The following is a 19329-nucleotide window of genomic DNA, read 5'->3' on the forward strand; positions in this document are numbered from 1 at the left end:
CGTGTCCACCGATTGGGGGACGCGTGGCGGTCCCCGAAGAACGGGCTAGGTGGTGATCTGCCAGTCCGCGGCGGCGCGCTGCTGGTTCCAGAACTCCCGGAACCGGACGTAACGTCCACCCTCGGCGAGTAATTCGTCGATGGTGCCGTCCTCGACGATGCGTCCGTCGTCGACGAACAGAACCCGGTCGGCATGCCGGATGCTGGCCAATCGGTGCGCGACGATCACCCGGGTGCGCTGGCGCAGATCGGCGGTCAGGGCGTCGACCACCGCGGCCTCGTTCTCGGTGTCCAGCGCGCTCGTCGCCTCATCGACCAGCAGCACCGGGGCCGGTTTCACCAGCGCCCGGGCGATGCTGACACGCTGACGCTCGCCACCGGACAGCGCGGCTCCGGCCTCCCCGACCAGCGTCTGCTCGCCGTCGGGCAGGCGGCCGGTGAGTTCGTCGACGCGGGCCAGGCGCGTCGCCGTGGCCAGCGCGTCGGCGTCCGCGCCCGGGTCACCGACCAGGACGTTATCGCGCAGCGAGCCGTCGAACAGGTAGGGATGCTGGAACACCACGCTGGTGGCCGCACGCCGTGCCGCGGGGTCCAGTGTCGCGATGTCGACGCCGTCGAACAGCACCCGGCCGCTGGTCGGCTCGTGCAGACCCGCGATAAGCGCCAGGATCGTGCTCTTGCCCGAACCCGACGGGCCGACGATGGCCGTGGTGGTACCCGGCTCGAGGACGAAATCCAGTCCCTCGAACAGCTTCTCGTCACCATAGGCGAAGCCCACACCGTCGAACTCGATACGCGGCGCCGCGCCGGTGTCTGCCAGCGTGGCGGCGCCGGCGGCCATGGTCGGCGCGTCCAGCACGGCCTGGATCCTGCCGAGTGTGGCGCGCGTGCTCTCCAGCGCGGGAGCCAGTTCGCTCAGGCTCGCGAACGGCTCCAGGTAGCGGGCGATGACGACGATGAGCGCGATGGCCTCGGGCACCCCCAGCTCACCGCGCACCGTCAGCCACGCGGCCATGCCGGCGAACAGGATCAGTGCGAACTGACTGGCCAGGCTGAACAGCAGCTGGCCGGGGATCTGCATGGTGAGCAGCCGCAGGCTTGCACCGTGCTGAGCATCGAGGGCACCGCCGACGAGGCTGCGTGCCGGCTCCACCCGACGCGCGGCGCGCAAAGCCTGTTGGGTTCGGGCGAACTCGATGATGCGCTCGGTGAACGCGGTGTTGGTCTCACCGGCGACCGCGTCGGCGCGGCGGGTCAACCGCACCGAGATCCACAGCGCGCCCAGCAGTACCGCCACCCCGGCCAGCGCAGCCAGCCCCAGAGCCGGAGACACCGCCAGCAGCGCCAGTGCGATCGCGGCGGGCAGCAGCACGGCACCGATCAGCGGAGTCAAGAGATTGACGACGAGCCCGACCAGTTCCGGCCCGGTGGAGGCGATGGCCTGCCGCGCCGTCGCGGTGTTCTCCTGCGTCAGCCAGTTCAGCCGGATGTTCGGCAGTCGATCGGCGACATCGTGCTGGGTGTTGTCGAGCACCGCGAAGCCCAGATCGAAACCCATTCGCGCAGTGGTGGTGTCGACCACCCACCCGACGACGGTCACGGCGGTCAACCACCCCAGCCACACCCACGCGCGGGCCGGCGCACCGCCGAACAGTTCGGCGACCAGCGGGACGAGCAGCACCGTTCCCGCGGCCCGCAGCAGTACCGAGACGATCGTCAGCACCGTGTAGACGCCGACCTTGCCGCGGCGGTCGGCCGGAATCAGCGCAAGCAGTGTGCGGATCATCGGGAGACCTCCTGCGTGGTGCCTGCGCCAACCGGTGCGCGCATGCCCGAATCCCACAGCGTGCGGTAGCGCCCGCCCGCGGCCAGCAGTTGGTCGTGCGTTCCGGTTTCGGCGATCTCCCCGTGGTCGAGGACGACGATCTGGTCGGCGTGGGTGATGGTGTGCAGCCGGTGCGCGATGACCAGCACCGTGCGATCCCTGGTGAGCCGGTTGAGTGCCTGCTGGACGAGGTACTCCGATTCGGGGTCGGCGAACGCGGTTGCCTCGTCGAGGATGAGCACGGGGGTGTCCGCCAGGATCGCGCGGGCGATGGTCAGGCGTTGCCGCTCACCGCCGGACAGCCCGGAACCCGCCCCGAGCACCGTGTCGTAACCGTCCGGCAGCCGCATGATCCGGTCGTGGATCTGCGCGTCGCGCGCCGCGGCCTGCACCCGCTCGATGTCGGCATCGGGCACCGCCAAAGCGATGTTCTCCGCGACGGTGCCGTGCACCAGCTGGGTCTCCTGCAGCACGAAACCGATCCCCCGATAGAGCTCGTCGGCGTGCAGCGTGCGAATGTCGCGGCCCCCGACGGCGATCGAGCCCCGTTGCACGTCATGGAAGCGCGCGAGCAGCGCGGCCAGCGTGGACTTGCCCGATCCCGACGGTCCGACGAGCGCGGTGACGGTGCCCGGCCGCAGCGTCAGCGTCACGTCCCTGATCACCGGGACGTCCGGCCGGTAGCCGAACGTCACGCGATCGAAGACGACGGTGCCGTCGGTGCCGTCGGCCGGCGTCTTCGCCGCACCGACGGCGAGGTCCGGTTCGTCGAGCACTGTCTGCACCCGCCGAGCCGCCAGCATGCCGGCCTGGATGCCACCCAACCCGTAGCCGATGCCAAGCAGGCGGGCGCCGAAGGTGGTGCCCAGGAACAGGAATGGCAGCAGACTCACCGGATCCATCGCCCCGGCGACGATCATCGGGGTGCCGACGACCGCGATCAGCCAGAGGAACGTCGCGGGTCTGGTGACCAGATCCATCAGCGTCTTCTTGCCGACGAATGGGCGCTGCCAGGCCACCAGGAATCCGATGTAGCCGTCGAGTCGGCGCCGGAAGCTCGATGCGGCCGCGCCGCCGAACACGCGGACCACCGGTTGGCCCTCGAGGTAGGCGCCGGCCTCACCGCCCATCCGCTCGGCCCATCGCGGTGCCTCGCGGATCTTGGAGCCGGACTGAATTGTCATGGCGGACATCAACACCACGTAGGCGAGCACCGGCACGAACAGCACCAGTGCCAGGCGCCAGTCCACGACGAACAGGTAGACCAGCACCGCAGCGGGTGCGACAACGGCGGCGACCGCGTCGGGGATCGCGTGGGTCACCAGGTAGTGCAGGGCCAGCGTGTCGTCCTGCACTAGTTGTTTGACCGAGCCGGACCCGCGGACGGTGAACCAGCCCAACGGCAATCGGGACAGCTTGGTCAGCAGCCGCCCGCGCAGTTCGCGGGCAAAACGGGCGTCGACGCGGTGCAGCCAGAACGTCAGCGCGGCCGCCAGCAGGGCGCCGGTGCCGAGCAGCCCGACCGCGGCGGTGCCCAGGGTCCAGAGCCGCCCCTCATCGGCACCCGACAGCAGGACCCTGGCCAGCTCGACCAGCAGGACGAACGGCGCGAGTTCGACGAGGGTGATCAGCAACTGCAGGACACCGGAGACTATGAGCGGCGTCTTCAGCGGCGCCATCAGTCGTCCCGCACCCTGGCCGCGCCAGTTCCCGCGGGCCACGTCGGTCGGCGCCTGGGGCACAGTCGGTTCGGTCGGTTCGGTCGGCTCGACAGGGGTTTCGGGCTCGACACTCGCGGGCATCGCGACCGGTGCGGCGGGCTCGTCGCCGCGCCGCTTGCCCATCGCCCGACCCTCGGTCCAGTAGGCCTGGGCGTGGATCTCGGACTTGGGGAAGCCGAACTCGTCGCGCAGCCGGGCGCGCAAATGCTTGAGCGCGCCGGCCTCCGGCCCCAGCCAGGCGTACCAGTTCGACCAGTCGCGGGATTCGACTGCGGCGGCCAGCGAGGTCGCGTCGCGGCGGGCGACCCGATGCAGGGTCAGGCGCGGATGCTCGGCGACCCGGATCAGCAGATCGTCATCGCTGTGCTGTTCGAGGTAGGCCTCGATGGGGATGTCGTGCGGGACGGCGTTGATGATGCCGTTGATGGCGGGCGTCGACGCCGAGTCGCCGATCAGGAGGTATCCGGCGGGACGGTCGGCGGGGTCGTCGGCGACCGTGAATGGCGCCGAGCCCATCGTCATGACCGAGATCGTCGCCCCGGGTTCCACGGTGCGCGCCCAGGTGGAGGCGGGACCTGCGGGTTCGTGCAGAACGACGTCGACCGCGAAGTGGCCGGTGGCCGTGTCGGCCTCGGTGATCGTGTACGCCCGCTGGAACTCCGTATCCGAGCCATCGGGATCGGGAAACCAGAACCGCAGCCACGACGTCGGTTCGGCCACCGCATCCTCGAACAGCGTCGGCGAGACCATGCGTATCCGCAGGAAGTGCGGGGCCAGTTGCTCGGTTTCGCGCACTGTGGCCTCGTGATCGCGCGCGCCGAAGCCGCGCAGCATCACCCCTTGGAATCCGCGTGCCATCAGCGATCCTCTTTCCCACGACGTCAAACCCTCCCGGTAAGGCTAGCCTTACCACCTCCGCGCGTGGGATCGCCAGGTCCCGGCGCGAACAAGCCCTCCCCTGTGCCCGGGGAGGGCTTGTCGCTCCGACCCCCCGGGGTCAGTTCATGTGATTCGGTCCGTGGTGGTTCTGCCAGCCGGGGCCCTGCGTCGGGGCGGGAGTGGCGTAGTGCTCCGGGGAGTACTGGTAACCCGGGCCGGCCGGCGCCGGCGCGACCGTGGTGGTTGGGGTCATCGGACCGGGCGTCGCCGAGGCTATCCCGGCCACGCCGAGCGCGGCGCCACCGATGATGGCCGGCATTGCGATAAACCGGGCGAAGTTGCGAGCCAGGTTGCTCATATGATCAATCCCTCTGTCTGAGTGTCGTTTTCATGTGGCCGCCGAGTGCATTCCGGCGATAGGACAACTCTGTCGCGGCGCGGGCGCGGCGTCTGTCGGGTGAACGGTGGATACACCGGATGAACTTCGTGTCCCCCGATCGGCCGACACGCGCCGTGCGCACCCCGCGCCGACGACGAGCTGAGCGACCTTGAGCCAATGGCGTGGCGTGAGTGCCGCGTTCGCGTGGGACACGTGTCCACTCAAGAACAGTGGGACCAGCCGATTTCCAGGCTGGCCCCACTGATGATCGTTGTCGGGTGGTGGATATGACCTACACGGGGGTCGGAGGCATGGCAGCACCTTCGACAGTGATGACCGGTTCGTGGCGCACGGGGAAGTTGACCGAGCGAGCAATGAAGCACTTCGCGGGCACGTCGGCGTGTATCCGCAGAGCAGCCTCATGGTCGCTGTCGACGGTGATTGTGACGCGCGGTCGCAGCGTCACAGACTCGAACTGGCCGCCCCCCGCCTCGTCCTGGCACATGACGCCGTGGGCGTGATCTTCATAGGCGGTGACGACGACCCCCGCTGCGGCGGCGAGGTTGAGATACCACAGCATGTGGCACTGCGACAGTGCCGCCACCTGCAGTTGCTCTGGGTTCCACCGCGTGGGGTCCCCGCGGAAGGCTGGGTCCGCGGTGCCGAGAATGGCGGGAGCCGCCGGGGCGTGGATCTCGTGGTCGCGGCCGTAGGCCGTGTACCCGGTCGTTCCAGTTCCGTGGTTGCCGGTCCAGACGATGCTGACGTCGTACTCATGCGTCTTGCCGCTCATGCGTGGGTCTCCGTTTCGTCGATGCTGTTCAGGGAGATTCTTCGTGTGTGATCGACGTGGACTGACACAGCGCTGCGCGCCTGGTCCGGTCGCCCGCGGCTGATCGCTTGCAGAATGGCTTCGTGCTCGCGGTGGACGTCGTTCACTCGGGGCGTTGTAGTCAACCCGGCCCGGGTGGCGATGATGATCTGGTCCCACACCGCTGTCAGCAACGCGTTGATCTGACTGTTGCCTGGCAGTGCCGCGAGGGCCAGGTGAAACGTGCGGTTCTCCTCTGCTCCTGCCAGCGCGCCCGCCACCCGAGTCGCCTGGTCGCAGGAGACCGCAAGGCGTTCCACCTCACGCAACCGTGCTGGCAACAACAGCCCAGCGCGCTGGGCTGTTGCCGCTTCCTGTGCGGCAAAGCTCTCCAGCGCACAACGTGTCTCGAACGCCTCCGCGAGCTCCCGAGCACCCGGCACCCTGGCCCGCACGCCGCGGCCTTGGCTGACGACTAGGCGTTGTGCATCCAGAACCCGCAGTGCCTCTCTCACGGGGGTGCGACTCACGCCCAGCCGCGCCGCAAGCGACGCCTCGGAGACTTTGACGTCCCCGCGCAGCTCGCCCCTGCGGATCAAGCCCAGGAGGCCGTCGTATGCATCCATAATCCGATTATTGCATGCATTAATTTGATCAACGCCCGTTTGCGCAGTGGAGCGAGGCGATGGTTGACATCTAGCCGTCACTGTCGTATTCATAAGACATGTCAGCCACTTTGTCTCACAGCACGCCGGCGCGCTTCCAGCTGTCCACCCCCGCGACGTGGGTCGACCCGTGGCCGATGTACCGCGCGCTGCGTGACCACGATCCCGTGCACCACGTCGTACCGCCGGAGCAGCCCGAGAACGACTACTACGTGCTGTCCCGGCACGCCGACATCTTCAGCGCCGCGCGCGACCATCAGACCTTCTCCTCGGCGCAGGGCCTCACCGTCAACTACGGCGAGTTGGAGATGATCGGGCTGGCCGACAACCCCCCGATGGTCATGCAGGACCCGCCGGTGCACACCGAGTTCCGCAAGTTGGTGTCGCGCGGGTTCACGCCTCGCCAGGTGGAGGCCGTCGAGCCCAAGGTCCGCCAGTATGTGATCGAGCGAATCGAGCGCATCCGCGCGGCCGGCGGGGGCGATATCGTCGCCGAGCTGTTCAAGCCCCTGCCGTCGATGGTCGTCGCGCACTACCTCGGGGTGCCCGAGGAGGACCGCGACCAGTTCGACGGGTGGACCGATGCGATCGTCGCGGCCAACACCGCCGAGGGCGGCATAGGTGGAGCGCTCGAGACGCTCGGCGATGCGCTGGGCGGGATGATGGCGTACTTCACCGCGCTCATCGAACGTCGCCGCGTCGAACCCGAGGACGACACCGTCTCACATCTGGTGGCCGCGGGTGTCGGCGCCGACGGTGACATCGCCGGCGTGCTGTCGATCCTGGCGTTCACGTTCACCATGGTGACGGGCGGCAACGACACCAGCACCGGGATGCTCGGCGGCTCGGTGCAGCTGCTACACCAGCGCCCCGATCAACGCAGGCTGCTGGCCGAGAACCCGGACCTGATAGGCGATTCCGTCGACGAGTTGCTGCGCCTCACCTCCCCCGTGCAGATGCTCGGCCGTACCGTGACCCGTGACGTGACGATCGGCGACGTCACCATCCCCGAGGGTCGCCGCGCGATGCTGCTCTACGGCTCCGGCAACCGCGACGAGCGCCACTACGGTGACAACGCAGCCGATCTCGACGTGACGCGCAAACCGCGCAACATCCTGACGTTCAGCCACGGTGCGCACCACTGCCTCGGCGCTGCCGCGGCCCGCATGCAGTCCCGGGTCGCGTTGGAGGAACTCATGGCGCGTATCCCCGACTTCGAGGTCGATGAGAGCGGAATCGTCTGGGCCGGCGGCAGTTACGTGCGGCGCCCGCTATCGGTCCCATTTCGGGTCACCTAATGGCGGGCGACTGGCTGGCCTCCAACCGTGGTGACGTGGCGGCGGAGAAGATCCTGGACGCTGCCGAGGAACTCTTCGCTCGCCACGACCCCGGCAGCGTTGGCATGAACGATATCGCCAAGGCGTCCGGCTGTTCCCGTGCCACGCTGTACCGCTACTTCGAGAACCGTGACGCCCTCTACACGGCCTACGTGCACCGGGAGGCCCATCGAGTGTTCGCGGAGGTGGGCACACTGGAGACCGGCGGCGACGCCCGCACACCCGGCGAGCTTCTGGTCAACGGCATCCTCGCCTCGCTTCATCGGGTTCGCGAAAGCCCGGCGCTCTCCGCGTGGTTCGCCCCCGACAGGCGACCGATCGGCGGCGATATGGCCGAGCGCTCCGAGGTGATCCAGGCACGCACCGAGGCATATCTGATGGCGCTGGGAGTCGACGACGTCGAACGGCGCGCACGTTGGCTGGTGCGCGTCATGGTGTCTCTGCTGGTGTTCCCCGGACGTGACGACGCCGATGAGCGGGCCATGCTCGAGGAGTTCGTGCTGCCGACGCTCGAGCTGACGCAGCCCGTGGACTAGCCCGTTACTGCCGGGCCATCGCCACCCGGAAGCGCTCGTCGGGCTCGATGTAGTGATCGGCGTCCTTGGCGTCCTCACCCAGGTCGATTCGAACCCAGGCGATCTTGCCGTTGAACTTGCTGGTGTGCGCGGTGTAGTCCGGGCTCACCGTAGTCCCGGTCTCCCGGCCGACGTCGGTGGTCTCATCGGCCGAGAAGACGAAACCCTGGGTCAGTTCGACCCGCCCGGAGCCGACTTCGTTGCCATCGTAGTAGAGCGTCACGGTGCCGCCCTTGGCGAAACCGCCTCCGTCGTAGGCGAACTCCGTCCGTACCTGGGTCTTTCCTGTCGGAATGGGCTCGGTCGCATCGATGCTGAACGACTTGATGCCCAGCACGTTGTAGTGGAACTTGGCGCGGCCGTCCTTGGCGTACAGACTCCACCCGCCGAACCGACCGCCCTGGGCGATGATCACGCCCTCCGCGCCGCCCGCTGGCACCTCCAGTTCCGAGGTCACAGCGAAGGACTTGTTCTTGATGTCGAGGACGCTGTTCTCCGACAGCCGGCCCATATTGCCGAACAACAGCTGAGAGTTGCCCTTGATCAGGGTGGGCCGACCGGCCGAGTCGGCGTTGATGCGCTCGATCTGGCGGTCATCCAGCGGGAGCACGTTGTACTTGACCGCTTCGATCAGCCAAAGACGCTGCAGTTCATGCAGTTTCTCCGGATACTCCTTCGAAAGGTCGTTCGCCTGCGTCCAGTCGGAGTTACCGTCGTACAGTTCCCACACGTCGTCGTCCAACGCGGGCATCACCGCATCGGCCATCGCCCACGGCGTGCGGTGTTTGGTCACCGCACTCCAGCCCTTGTGGTAAATGCCGCGGTTGCAGAACATCTCGAAGTACTGCGTCGTGTGCCGCTCGGGCGCCTCGGCGTCGTTGAAGCTATACAGCATGCTGGTGCCCTCATAGGGGCTCTGCAGAACTCCGTTGACCAGCGTGGGCGCGGGAATGCCCGCCGCCTCCAGCACCGTCGGCGCGAGATCGATGACGTGGCTGAACTGGTTGCGGTGGCCGCCCTTCTCCTTGATCCCCTTGGGCCAGTGCACGATTGTGCCGTTGCGGGTCCCGCCCCAGTGCGATGCGACCTGCTTGGTCCACTGATAGGGCGTGTCCATCGCCCACGCCCATCCGACCGCGTAGTGACCGTAGGAGCCCTCGCCGCCGAACTCGTCGAGTTTGGACATCATGAACTCGGGCGTCTCGATGGCGGCCATGCCGTTGAAGTTGGCCATCTCGTTGAACGCACCCTGCAGCGTGCCCTCGGCCGAGGCGCCGTTGTCGCCGATGATCAGGTACACCAGTGTGTCATCGAGGATCGGCTCGATGGCGTCGAGCAACCGGCCGACGTGATGATCGGTGTGCTCCAGGAACGCGGCGTACACCTCCATCTCCCGTTCGAGCACTGGCCGCATCGCCGGATCCGTGTCCTCCCAGGCCGGAATCTCCGGGTCCCGCGGGGTCAGCACTGAATCGGGCGCGATGACACCCAATTCCCTCTGCCGTTCAAAGGTGATCTCGCGCTGGCGGTCCCAGCCATGGGCGAACTTGCCCTTGTACTTGTCGATCCACTCCTGGGGCACGTGATGCGGGGCATGCGTGGCGCCCGGTGCGAAGTACATGAAGAACGGCTTGTCGGGCAGCAGCGCCTTCTGCTGCCCCACCCAGTTGATCGCCTTGTCGGTGAGGTCCTCGGTGAGGTGATAACCCTCGGCAGGCGTCTTCGGCGGCTCGATCGGCGTGGTGCCCTCATACAGGGCCGGATCCCACTGGTTGTTCTCCCCTCCGATGAAGCCGTAGAAGTACTCGAACCCGCCACCACCCGTCGGCCACGCCGTGAAGGGACCGGCCGGGCTGGTCTGCCAGACGGGCACCTCGTGGCACTTGCCGAACTGCGCGGTGGAGTAGCCGTTGAGCTTCAAGGTCAAGGGCAGCGGCGCCTTGGTGTTGGGCAGCACCGACGTGTAACCCGGTGCTGCGGTGGCGGTCTCGGTGATGTTTCCCATGCCGACGGAGTGATGGTTCCGCCCGGTCAGCAGCGCCTGTCGCGTCGGTGAACACAGCGCGGTCGTGTGAAACCGGTTGTACTTTAGGCCACCCGCGGCGAGCCTCTCGAAATTGGGCGTCTGGCACGGGCCGCCGAAGGCACTGCTGGCACCGAAGCCGACGTCGTCGATCAGGATGACGAGCACATTGGGCGCCGTCGCGGGTGGTCGCACGTCCCTGATCGGCGGATAGCTGGTGTCGGGGTCCTTGGCGTCATAGGTCGTCAGGCCGACGTGCGGGACGTCGGGGATGGGGAGGATGTCACGCCGGACCTCCGGCTGCTCGAAAGAACTCACGATTGTCCATTCGCCGAAGGAACCGCCCCAAGAGCGGCCCGGACCACACTGCCTGGGCCCGAGGCGGTTAGCGTACCCCCGGCTCGCATGAGTTGATCATGAATGCCGGCCCATCCGCGAGGCTCACGCGCTCCAGTACGCCTGCGCCTTGGTGGATTTGCGCGCAATCCCGTAGTCCTCGCGGAGGATCTTGGCGACCGCGCGCGTGGTCCGGTTGTCGCACGCCACCCAGCCGAAGTGGTCCGGCGCGTCGAAGGCCGCCTCGGCGACGGCCTCCACCAGCGCCTCGCCGCCGGCCTTGCGATCGATCCAGGTGACCTCGGCGCCTGGGGCGGCCGTGACGGGCAGCTCGCGGTCGTCGTCGTGCGACGCCTCCAGGAAGACCGTGGCGGGGGCATCGTCGATGGCGGCCAACAGCGAGTTGATGGCGGGCAGCGATGCGGTGTCCCCTACGACGACGTAACCGGCCGGGGCCGGCTCGGGCAGGCTGAAGCTGCTGCCGAGCACCGTCACCTCGAGAACATCGCCGGCGCGCGCCTGCCTGGCCCACCGCGTGGCGATGCCGTCGTGCATGGCGAAGTCGATGTCCACGGTGCCTGCTGCCGGATCCGGGTTGACCAGGGTGTAGCCCCGCTGATGGGACTTCACCCCGTCAGGGAACCAGCCGCGCACCCACATCGTCGGGTGCAGCTCGCGCTCGGCGAGCAGTTCGGCGCCCGCGAAGTGCACGCGAAGGTAGTTCGGCGTCAGCGCGCTGCGCCCGGTCACAGTCAGCTCGTAGTCTCCACCGCGCCACAGCTTGACCATTGCGCCGGTGAACCCCCGTGAGGGCTTCTCGTTGGCCATATCCCACCTCTCGTCTCAACTTAGGTAAGGGTAACCTAATTGTTGAGCAGGGAGGGGCGCAGCAGGTCGCAGCTAGCGGGTGAACACGACTCGCCCTTGAAAGACGGTCATATCCGCCTCGACCGACGCCAGGTCGTGCGGTGCGACTGTGAAGGGGTCGGCATTGAGCACGACGACATCCGCGCTTCGGCCCGCCGACAGCGTTCCGGTCCGCTCGTCAAGGCCCGCGGCGTATGCGGCCTCACGGGTGAATCCCAGTAGACCGGTCGTCAGGCTCAACTCCTGCCCCTCACCGAGTTTGGCCGTGACGCCATCACCCGGCGGTTGCCGGGTGATGGCGACCTCGATCTGGGCCAGCGGTTGCGGCGTGCTGACGCGCCAGTCGCTGCCGAAGGCCAATCGCGCACCAGAGCGGGCAAGATCGCCGAAACGGTACTGCTGCTCAAAACGATCCGGACCCAGCCGCGGCGCGCACAGGCTGACGTTCTGTTCATCGCGGCACGCCCACAGCGCCTGGACGTTGGCTATGACATCGAGTGCGGCGAAGCGGGGCACATCGGTGTCCGCGACGACCTGTAGGTGACAGATCTGATGGCGCAGACCGGATCTCGCCGACTGGGGCCGAACGGCCTCGAACGCGTCGAGGGCCCTCGTCGTCCCCGCATCACCGACGGCGTGCACGTGGACGTTGAACCCCTCGCCCACGCAGCTGCCGATCGCCGCGCGCAACTCCGCGTCGTCGAACAGCGGTGCGCCGTGCGAGTGAGTGGCGACGTAGGGCTGGTGCAGTGCGGCTGTCTCGTTCTCCACGACGCCGTCAACGAAGAGCTTCACCATGCCCGCGCTCACCAGTGAGCCGGTGGCGAGGCTGCGCGAGTGCAACAGCCCGTCGATCTGGTCAGTCCCCTGGGCGGGGTTCCAGTGCATCGCGGCGGCGACGTACGCCGACAACCGGCCCTCCGACTCCGCGTCGAGATAGGCGCCCAGCATCTCCGGTGACAACCGGGCGTCCTGCCACCCAACGATTCCCAATGAGTGCAGGTATCGCTGACCCAGTTCCAGCGCTTGCGCCCACTCCGCATCGGTGATCACCGGAAGCTGGCTGGCGACAAGCTTCATCGCGGTCTCGTGCAGCGTCCCACTCGGCTCACCGTCGCCGTCGCGCTCGATCCTGCCGCCTGGCGGATCGGTTGTACCCGAATCAATTCCGGCGAGTTCCAGGGTGCGAGTGCTGACCCATGCGGTGTGGCCGTCGCGTGCGGTCAGATATGCCGGACGTCCACCGACGACGTCGTCGAGCCAACGCCGATCGGGGCTGCCCGCGGGGAATGCCGCCATGCTCCATCCGCCGCCGCGCACCCATGCCCCCGGCGGCAACTGCGCCGCGGCCGCACCGATCACGTCCAGGTACTGCGCGGGTTCGACGTCGTGGAGGTTGACCCCGCAATCGAAGAGTGAACCCTCGAGCAGATGGATGTGTGCGTCGTGGAACGCCGGCGCGATCAGTCCCTCGCACTTGACGACATCGGTAGCGGGACCGGTGTGGTCGGCGAGTTCGTCGGCGCTCCCGACGGCGGTGATGATGCCGTCACGCATTGCCACACCGTGCGCCATGGGCCGCTGCGGGTCGGCGGTGAACGTTCTCCCCAACAGAATGGTGTCGGCCGGTCGGAGTGCCTCGCTCACCCGGCACGCTCCACATCGAGAGGAAGACGCGACAGCGTGCGGGCGCCGGTCGACCCGAACACCACGGTGTCGATCATGGGATAGAGCACGATGCTCTCGTAGTTGGTCACCACGTTCTTCCTGAAGACGTCATCGGTGGACTCGCCGACGGTGAAGGTCCACTCGCCGACCCAGTCCGGCGGGAAGGACAGCCCCATCTCATAGCCGCCATTCCAGTTGTGCAGTCCCCACATGCCCGCATCGCGCAGGTGCGCCTCGATCCGTTCAGTCACGTCGTTGACCGCGGTCCCGTCCGCGGCGCCCGCGCACAGGAGTCGAAATGCCTCGGCCTCGATCGCGGCGAGCCGATACAGCTCATCACTTGGCTCCTGGCCGACGACGAACCACCGCTCGATGTTGGCGTGATACCGATTGACGACACCGCATGGATCGGCGCACAACACATCACCGCGCTCGATGACTCGGTCCGACGAATACGCGTGACCCATCTCGATCGGTCCAACTACCACCGACTCGTGCAACGCGGCTGGTTCACCACCGGCCTCGGCCATCGCCGAAACCATCAGTGCCCAAGCCTGTTTCTCGGTCATCCCCGGTACCACCTGGTCGCGCAGGCTGACCAGACCGGCGTCGCACACCGCCGCGGCCCGCTCGATCATCTCGATCTCGGCGGCCGACTTGATCTGCCGAACCGCCCGTGTCTGCACGCTGGCGTCGACGACGTGGCAGCCGTGTCGTACGAACGCGGCCTCGACAACCTCGCTCGTCGCGCGGTTCGGGACGTGACTGTGCATCTCGAGACCCACCCGACCGGACAACCAACCCCGCGCCTTGAGGTCCGCCATGGTGAAGTCCAGGACCGCTGTCCCGTCATCGTCGGTCGCCAGGCGTAGATCTTCGGCGACCGAGGTGCGTCGCAGCAGGTAGTGGTGATGCTCGACGTCGTAAACGGCGATGGCTCCCGACTCGACGTGCATCACGGTGCACTGGAACGGCGGCCACCGCAACGAGGACTGGGCCCGATACCACCGGGACTGATAACCGTGCAGCCAGCACATCGCGTCGGGCGAGCTGAGAACCAGCAGGTCGATACCGGCGCCCGCGGCCTCCGCTTGCAGGCGCAGCCGCCGAGATTCGTACTCGGCCAACGAGAACGCCGGCCGCGGCTCCTCCGCGGCGACGCGCGCATACGCCTCCCGGATCACTTCCTGCAGTTCCCTGGTGCCCTGATGAATGATCGCGTTCACGCGGTGGCCTTGACTCGGGTCCACGCCTGCGTCCACTTGGTCAACTGCGCCTGCTGCAGCGACGCCAGCCACACGGTCGGATCGGCCAGCACCTTGTTGTCGTAGACGAGGAATGGATAGCCCTTGATGAGATCCGCGTATGCCGACTCACCGGCCTTGGTTGCGACCGGGAACCCGACGAATTCCACGATCTTGCGCATGTTCTCTGGGCGCAACAGGAAGTCGCAGAACAGCAGCGCGGTGCCGGGGTGCTTCGCGGTCGACGGGATGGCCATGCAGTCGGCGTTGAACGCCAGTGTCTCCCTGCCGAACTCGAATCCGATGTCGTCGGCGAACGACGAATCCTTGAGCGTCGAGAACGTGGCGCCGGTGTAGTTCATCAACAGATCGGCCTCGCCGTTGGCGAGCTTCTCACCGGCCGAGCTGCCGAAACCGCCCAGGTTCTTTCGCAGTTCGATCAGCGAGTCGGCGGCCTGGCGCAGATCGTCGGCGCTATCGGTGTCTGTGGGCAGTCCGAGTCGACTCAGCGCCATCGTCATCGACACCGTCACGTCGTCGAAGATGTAGGTGCGCTTGTTCAGTCGTGGTGCCAGATCCCATAGGTCGTTCCACGACCCGGTGAGACCGTTGACCCTGCTCTTGCGATACGCCATCCCGACACCGCCCATGGCGTAGGGCCCCGCGAGATGTTTGGCGTTCGGCTCGAACGGCGGGTTGTGGAACAGCGACGAGACCTCACCCCAGTTCTTCATCCGGCTGTGGTCAATCGGCAACAGCAGGTTCGCTGCCGTGGCGCGGGCGAAGAAGTTGGACGGCATGAACGTGACGTCGTATGCGGCACCGGACCCGAGCTTCTGGATCATCTCATCGACGGTCGAGAAGTAGGTCTGGTTGATCGACACCCCATACTCACGCTCGAACGCCGACATCACCTCATCGGGTACGTATCCGGTTGGCGCGTAGTAGGCGAGGTCACCGTCAATGACCGGTTCGGGCGGTGTCAGCTCCGCATCCGAACCCGGTGCGCCGCTGCCGCATGCCGCGAGAAACAGTCCCGCAGCGGCGGCGCCACCGCTCATGAACAGAAACCTGCGCCGACTCGTCCGGGCAGTTGTCAACTGATGCATGTCGTCTCCTGGTATTTCACTGTGAACTGGGTCGGGACTTTGAACGTTGAATCCAGATTCCCGCGAGACCGAGCAGCACGGTGATGAGGATCATCACGGTGCCGACGGCATTGATCTCGGGGGTCAAGCCGAAGCGGAGCATTCCGTAGATCCGCACTGGCAGCGGCGCAACCTCGGTGCCCGACAGAAAGACTGACGTCACGAAGTCGCCGAAGGACAGTACGAACGCCAACACGCCGGCGCCGATGATGGCCGAACGCAGTTGCGGCAGAACGACGGTGACAAAGGTCCGGCCACGTCCGGCACCAAGATCACTGGCGGCCTCCTCGAGAGCCGGATTGAGACTGCGAATCCGATTCCCAACGAGCACGGTCACGTAGACCAGCGTGAACGTGGCATGGCCGATGATCAGAGTGACCGTCGACAACGGCAATCGCAGCGTCGCGAACCACGTCATCAAACCGACGGCGGTCGCCAGTTCCGGGGTGATGAGCGTGGACAGCGTCACCCCTTCGATCGGCCGGGTGACACGGCGTGGTCCGCGCGCGAATCCGTATGCCAGCCCTGTACCGAGCACCACCGCTATCGCAGTGGACGCGGTCGCCACAACGAGGCTCAGCCCCAGTGCGGACATCACCTCGGGATTGGTGGCGGCCTGCTCATACCAGCGGAAACTCAGTCCATCGAGCTCCGAGAGCGACTTCGAGGAGTTGAACGAGAAGATGGCGATCACGAACAGGGGCAGATCGAGAAACACCAGGGTCCCGAGGACTATTGCCAGCAGCCAGCCGGGCATCCGGCGGCTGCCCCCGCTAGCCAACGGTCATCCCGCTGAGTCGGCGTCGGTTGACCACGGCGCGCACCAGGGCCGCGAGCAGATAGATGACCGCCATGAAGGCGAGCATTCCCGCCAGCAGCGTCACCGTGAGCGCAGCGCCGAAGGGTAGCGAGCCCGCGGTTGCGAGTTGGTCGCGGATCAGATTCCCCATCATGTAGGTCGACCCTCCGAGGAACTGGGCGATCGCGAAATCGCCCAAACTGAGCAGGAAGACAAGTTGACATCCCGCGGCGATACCTCCCGCGGTACTCGGCACCACGATCTGAACGAACGTGCGTGCCGACCCCGAGTACAGGTCGCCGGAGGCCTCAATGAGGCGGTAGTCCAAACGCTCAACGGCCAGGTAGACCGCCAGGATCATGAACGGTAGAAAGCTATACACCAGGCCAAGATTCAGCGTGTAGGGCGTGCCGATCAGGTTCACCGGTCCGATACCGAGCCGCGCGAGCAGTCCATTGATCGGCCCGTCCCTGCCGAGGATCTGGACCCACGCATAGATTCGCACGAGGTAGTCCGCCAGCCAGGGCACCAGGATCGCCAGTAGCAGTACCGGTTTCCATCGCCCGCCGTATCGGGAGATCGCATACGCGCACGGATAGCCGATCAACAGGCAGAGAAGCGTCGCGATGGTGGCATAGGCGAAGGTGCGCAGGACAATCGGCAGGTAGTCCGGCTGGAACACCAGACCGAAACTCTCCGTGTACCAGCCATATATGGGCCGTCCGATGACGTCTGGGGTGGCCACCGATGCCGCCACGATGAGGGCGAGCGGCACGAGGTAGAAACAGGCGATCCACGCCGACCCAGGTAGGAGCCCGAGCCGCCAACCTATTCGCACGGGCCCTTCCGTCCTTTCGGAGCGCGATCTAGTGAGCGTCGACATGTTCGGTTTCCTCACTCTGAACGACGGAATCCGTGCGAAAGTTGCCAAATATTATCGATTTGAGCGCAACGTCGGTAGTATTCAATCGGATTCGTCGTCTAGAATCCCGAATGCCTTGCCGGACAACAGTGAAGGACCGAGGATGACCGAGGAGCCGACCCCCGCACTTGACCGGATATCGGCGGCGATTGTCGATTCGATGCGTTCGGACGGCCGAAAGCCCTACGCCGCCATCGCCAAAGAGGTCGGCGTGTCCGAGGCGACCGTCCGGCAGCGTGTCCAGCGACTGATCGAGCAGGGGCACATGCAGGTCGTCACGGTGACCAACCCCCTCTCCCGTGGCCACTACACATCGATGCTGCTGGTCAAGGCCGACGGCGACATCGAGCGGATCTCGCAGAAGCTGAGCGCCCTCCCGGAGGTCACCTTTGCCGTCGCGGTTGCCGGCGTGCATGACATCGTGATCGAGGTGATCTGCCGCAACGGCGAGCATCTGCTGTCGGTCATCAACGACTCCATCCGCACCATCGACGAGGTCTCCGCCGTGGAGACCCTGGTGTACCTCAAGCTGTTGAAGCTCTCCTACGAAGCCGGCGTCTGGCCGACCACTCGCTGAGCCGACACCGGTCACGACTCCACGAGGCTCTCGTCGAGGTCGCTCGCGGCGGGGATGTCGGCGGCGGGCAGAACGAGGGAGGCCTCAGGTGACCAAGAGGCATAGACAGGATCGCCCGGACGCAGCAGCGAGAGGCCGGCTTCGGGGCCCTCGGGAGTGATGTGCGCGATGATGGGCGAGTTGTCCGGAGCGACCAGGCTCAGGCGAATGACAGGACCCTGGAAGGTGACATCGACGACGGTCGCAGGGGTGCTGGCCATGTCCGCGCCAGTCGGTGACGTCGACACCCGGACTCGTTCGGGCCGCACCATGAGCGTGGCGCGCCCGCCATTCTCGATCCTGGTGGCGCCGCAGCGGGCGGGCAGCGTGGTGCCCAGTGCCGAGAAGTCAGCGCGGTTGCCGTTGACCGCGCCTTGGTGGCCGTGCCAGAGGTTGGCCTGGCCTATGAAGTTTGCGACGAAGACACTGGCGGGGCGTTCGTAAATCTCGGCGGGGCTGCCGATCTGTTCGACGGAGCCGACGTTCATGACCGCGATGCGATCGCTCATCGTGAGGGCCTCCTCTTGGTCATGAGTGACGTAGATGAAGGTGATCCCGACTTCCCGCTGGATGCGTTTCAGTTCGAACTGCATGACGTGGCGCAGCTTGAGGTCGAGCGCGCCAAGGGGCTCGTCGAGGAGGAGCGCGCTGGGGTAATTGACCAAGGCGCGCGCCAGGGCGACACGTTGTTGTTGCCCGCCGGATAGCTGGGCGGGTTTACGGCGGGCGAAGTCGGTCAGACGGACCACCTCGAGCATCTCGTCGACCCGGCGGCGAACCTCGGCCGCACCCTTCTTCGCGCTGCGAGGTCCGTACGCCACGTTGTCCCAGACGGTCATGTGGGGAAACAGCGCATAGTGCTGGAAGACCGTGTTGATGTTGCGCTTGTGGGCGGGAACGCGGGAGACGTCGACTCCCTGCAGCCGTACCGCCCCCTCTGTCGGGGCTTCGAAGCCGGCAATCATCCGCAAGGTGGTGGTCTTACCACATCCCGACGGGCCCAGCATGGAGAAGAACTCTCCTGAGCCGATCGAGAAGTGCGCGTCGGCGACCGCGACATAGTCGTCGAAACGCTTGGTGACATGGTCGATCTCGACTACGGGATCGGAAACGCTCAGATCCGACCCGCCGGGTCGGGCCGGCGCGTCGACGGTGGGATTGCCGGTCTTGCTCACGGCTGGGTCCTCCTCGTGCTGGCGTGACTGCGGCGTGGCGCCGATCACGTCGGTGTGAGTAAGACCATTGTCGATATCGTCGATCTACGCAAGCGGAATCAGTGAAAAAGTTGGAAATTGGCAATGAAATCGCTAGGACTTGCCCGAATTGCCACCGATTCCTACAGTGTGACCATCGGATTCCGCTGTACGTCGGTGAGGGCGACCGGAAACCCGTGACCATCCAGTCCAACAACAAGGAGTCTCAAGGCTGAAGTGTTCTGCAGTGGCGGCGCGATGCGCGGTGGCGTGCCGCAACACATTTGCGCCTCGACGTCTACCCCGACGGCGGGCTGTCGCG

The 19329-nt window shown here is 66.4% G+C and carries 16 protein-coding genes; 3 read left to right on the forward strand and 13 right to left on the reverse strand.

Going from position 1 to position 19329, the window contains the following annotated elements; translation table 11 throughout:
* Positions 1–45: 45 nt before the first annotated feature.
* The 5 genes from ABIA65_RS07795 to ABIA65_RS07815 form a co-directional block, all read right to left on the reverse strand.
* Positions 46–1785 (reverse strand): ABC transporter ATP-binding protein, encoded by a 1740-nt coding sequence (locus tag ABIA65_RS07795; protein ID WP_354523173.1) that lies wholly within the window; start codon positions 1783–1785, stop codon positions 46–48.
* Positions 1782–4403, reverse strand: a complete 2622-nt coding sequence (locus tag ABIA65_RS07800; RefSeq protein WP_354523174.1) for an ABC transporter ATP-binding protein/permease — start codon at positions 4401–4403, stop codon at positions 1782–1784. The genes ABIA65_RS07795 and ABIA65_RS07800 overlap by 4 nt, the downstream gene beginning before the upstream one ends.
* A 139-nt stretch (positions 4404–4542) precedes the next feature.
* Positions 4543–4782: a hypothetical protein gene (locus ABIA65_RS07805; protein WP_241403850.1), complete on the reverse strand. Its 240-nt coding sequence runs from the start codon at positions 4780–4782 to the stop codon at positions 4543–4545.
* A gap of 313 nt (positions 4783–5095) precedes the next feature.
* Positions 5096–5596, reverse strand: a complete 501-nt coding sequence (locus tag ABIA65_RS07810; protein WP_241403849.1) for an OsmC family protein — start codon at positions 5594–5596, stop codon at positions 5096–5098.
* Complete coding sequence (locus ABIA65_RS07815; RefSeq protein WP_354523175.1) at positions 5593–6240, reverse strand: GntR family transcriptional regulator; 648 nt, start codon at positions 6238–6240, stop codon at positions 5593–5595. The genes ABIA65_RS07810 and ABIA65_RS07815 overlap by 4 nt, the downstream gene beginning before the upstream one ends.
* A 98-nt stretch (positions 6241–6338) precedes the next feature.
* On the opposite strand from ABIA65_RS07815, the gene ABIA65_RS07820 reads away from it, so the two are divergent.
* Positions 6339–7577, forward strand: a complete 1239-nt coding sequence (locus ABIA65_RS07820) for a cytochrome P450 (protein ID WP_241403847.1) — start codon at positions 6339–6341, stop codon at positions 7575–7577.
* The gene (locus ABIA65_RS07825; RefSeq protein ID WP_354523176.1) at positions 7577–8152 is read left to right on the forward strand and encodes a TetR/AcrR family transcriptional regulator; all 576 of its coding nucleotides are present in this window, start codon (positions 7577–7579) and stop codon (positions 8150–8152) included. The genes ABIA65_RS07820 and ABIA65_RS07825 overlap by 1 nt, the downstream gene beginning before the upstream one ends.
* A 4-nt stretch (positions 8153–8156) precedes the next feature.
* Here ABIA65_RS07825 and ABIA65_RS07830 read toward each other — a convergent pair whose 3' ends face one another.
* The 7 genes from ABIA65_RS07830 to ABIA65_RS07860 form a co-directional block, all read right to left on the reverse strand.
* Positions 8157–10532 carry a sulfatase-like hydrolase/transferase gene (locus tag ABIA65_RS07830; protein WP_502919538.1) on the reverse strand — a complete coding sequence of 792 codons (2376 nt, stop codon included), beginning with the start codon at positions 10530–10532 and terminating at the stop codon, positions 8157–8159.
* A 123-nt stretch (positions 10533–10655) separates the two neighbouring features.
* Positions 10656–11378, reverse strand: a complete 723-nt coding sequence (locus tag ABIA65_RS07835) for a siderophore-interacting protein (RefSeq protein WP_354523177.1) — start codon at positions 11376–11378, stop codon at positions 10656–10658.
* A 72-nt stretch (positions 11379–11450) separates the two neighbouring features.
* On the reverse strand, positions 11451–13064 hold the full coding sequence (locus ABIA65_RS07840; protein ID WP_354523178.1) for an amidohydrolase: 1614 nt from the start codon (positions 13062–13064) through the stop codon (positions 11451–11453).
* On the reverse strand, positions 13061–14311 hold the full coding sequence (locus ABIA65_RS07845) for a M24 family metallopeptidase (RefSeq protein WP_241403843.1): 1251 nt from the start codon (positions 14309–14311) through the stop codon (positions 13061–13063). Before ABIA65_RS07845 ends, ABIA65_RS07840 begins: the two co-directional genes overlap by 4 nt.
* Positions 14308–15438: a polyamine ABC transporter substrate-binding protein gene (locus ABIA65_RS07850; RefSeq protein ID WP_354523179.1), complete on the reverse strand. Its 1131-nt coding sequence runs from the start codon at positions 15436–15438 to the stop codon at positions 14308–14310. Before ABIA65_RS07850 ends, ABIA65_RS07845 begins: the two co-directional genes overlap by 4 nt.
* 16 nt (positions 15439–15454) lie before the next feature.
* Positions 15455–16258 carry an ABC transporter permease gene (locus ABIA65_RS07855; RefSeq protein ID WP_354523180.1) on the reverse strand — a complete coding sequence of 268 codons (804 nt, stop codon included), beginning with the start codon at positions 16256–16258 and terminating at the stop codon, positions 15455–15457.
* Positions 16251–17114 carry an ABC transporter permease gene (locus ABIA65_RS07860; RefSeq protein WP_354523181.1) on the reverse strand — a complete coding sequence of 288 codons (864 nt, stop codon included), beginning with the start codon at positions 17112–17114 and terminating at the stop codon, positions 16251–16253. Before ABIA65_RS07860 ends, ABIA65_RS07855 begins: the two co-directional genes overlap by 8 nt.
* 31 nt (positions 17115–17145) lie before the next feature.
* On the opposite strand from ABIA65_RS07860, the gene ABIA65_RS07865 reads away from it, so the two are divergent.
* Complete coding sequence (locus tag ABIA65_RS07865) at positions 17146–17775, forward strand: Lrp/AsnC family transcriptional regulator (RefSeq protein WP_241403839.1); 630 nt, start codon at positions 17146–17148, stop codon at positions 17773–17775.
* A gap of 11 nt (positions 17776–17786) precedes the next feature.
* On the opposite strand, the gene ABIA65_RS07870 is transcribed toward ABIA65_RS07865, so the two are convergent.
* A complete protein-coding gene (locus ABIA65_RS07870; RefSeq protein WP_502919553.1) occupies positions 17787–18932 on the reverse strand; it encodes an ABC transporter ATP-binding protein in 1146 nt (381 codons plus the stop codon).
* Between the last annotated feature and the right edge of the window lie 397 nt (positions 18933–19329).

It is taken from the genome of Mycolicibacterium sp. 624, assembly GCF_040548615.1.
GTDB lineage: Bacteria > Actinomycetota > Actinomycetes > Mycobacteriales > Mycobacteriaceae > Mycobacterium.

What these genes read in the sequence shown, in the direction of transcription:
- ABIA65_RS07795 (WP_354523173.1), bottom strand. Translation starts at nt 1,785, where the DNA reads ATGATCCGCACACTGCTTGCGCTGATTCCGGCCGACCGCCGCGGCAAG.
- ABIA65_RS07800 (WP_354523174.1), bottom strand. Translation starts at nt 4,403, where the DNA reads ATGGCACGCGGATTCCAAGGGGTGATGCTGCGCGGCTTCGGCGCGCGC.
- ABIA65_RS07805 (WP_241403850.1), bottom strand. Translation starts at nt 4,782, where the DNA reads ATGAGCAACCTGGCTCGCAACTTCGCCCGGTTTATCGCAATGCCGGCC.
- ABIA65_RS07810 (WP_241403849.1), bottom strand. Translation starts at nt 5,596, where the DNA reads ATGAGCGGCAAGACGCATGAGTACGACGTCAGCATCGTCTGGACCGGC.
- ABIA65_RS07815 (WP_354523175.1), bottom strand. Translation starts at nt 6,240, where the DNA reads ATGGATGCATACGACGGCCTCCTGGGCTTGATCCGCAGGGGCGAGCTG.
- ABIA65_RS07820 (WP_241403847.1), top strand. Translation starts at nt 6,339, where the DNA reads ATGTCAGCCACTTTGTCTCACAGCACGCCGGCGCGCTTCCAGCTGTCC.
- ABIA65_RS07825 (WP_354523176.1), top strand. Translation starts at nt 7,577, where the DNA reads ATGGCGGGCGACTGGCTGGCCTCCAACCGTGGTGACGTGGCGGCGGAG.
- ABIA65_RS07835 (WP_354523177.1), bottom strand. Translation starts at nt 11,378, where the DNA reads ATGGCCAACGAGAAGCCCTCACGGGGGTTCACCGGCGCAATGGTCAAG.
- ABIA65_RS07850 (WP_354523179.1), bottom strand. Translation starts at nt 15,438, where the DNA reads ATGCATCAGTTGACAACTGCCCGGACGAGTCGGCGCAGGTTTCTGTTC.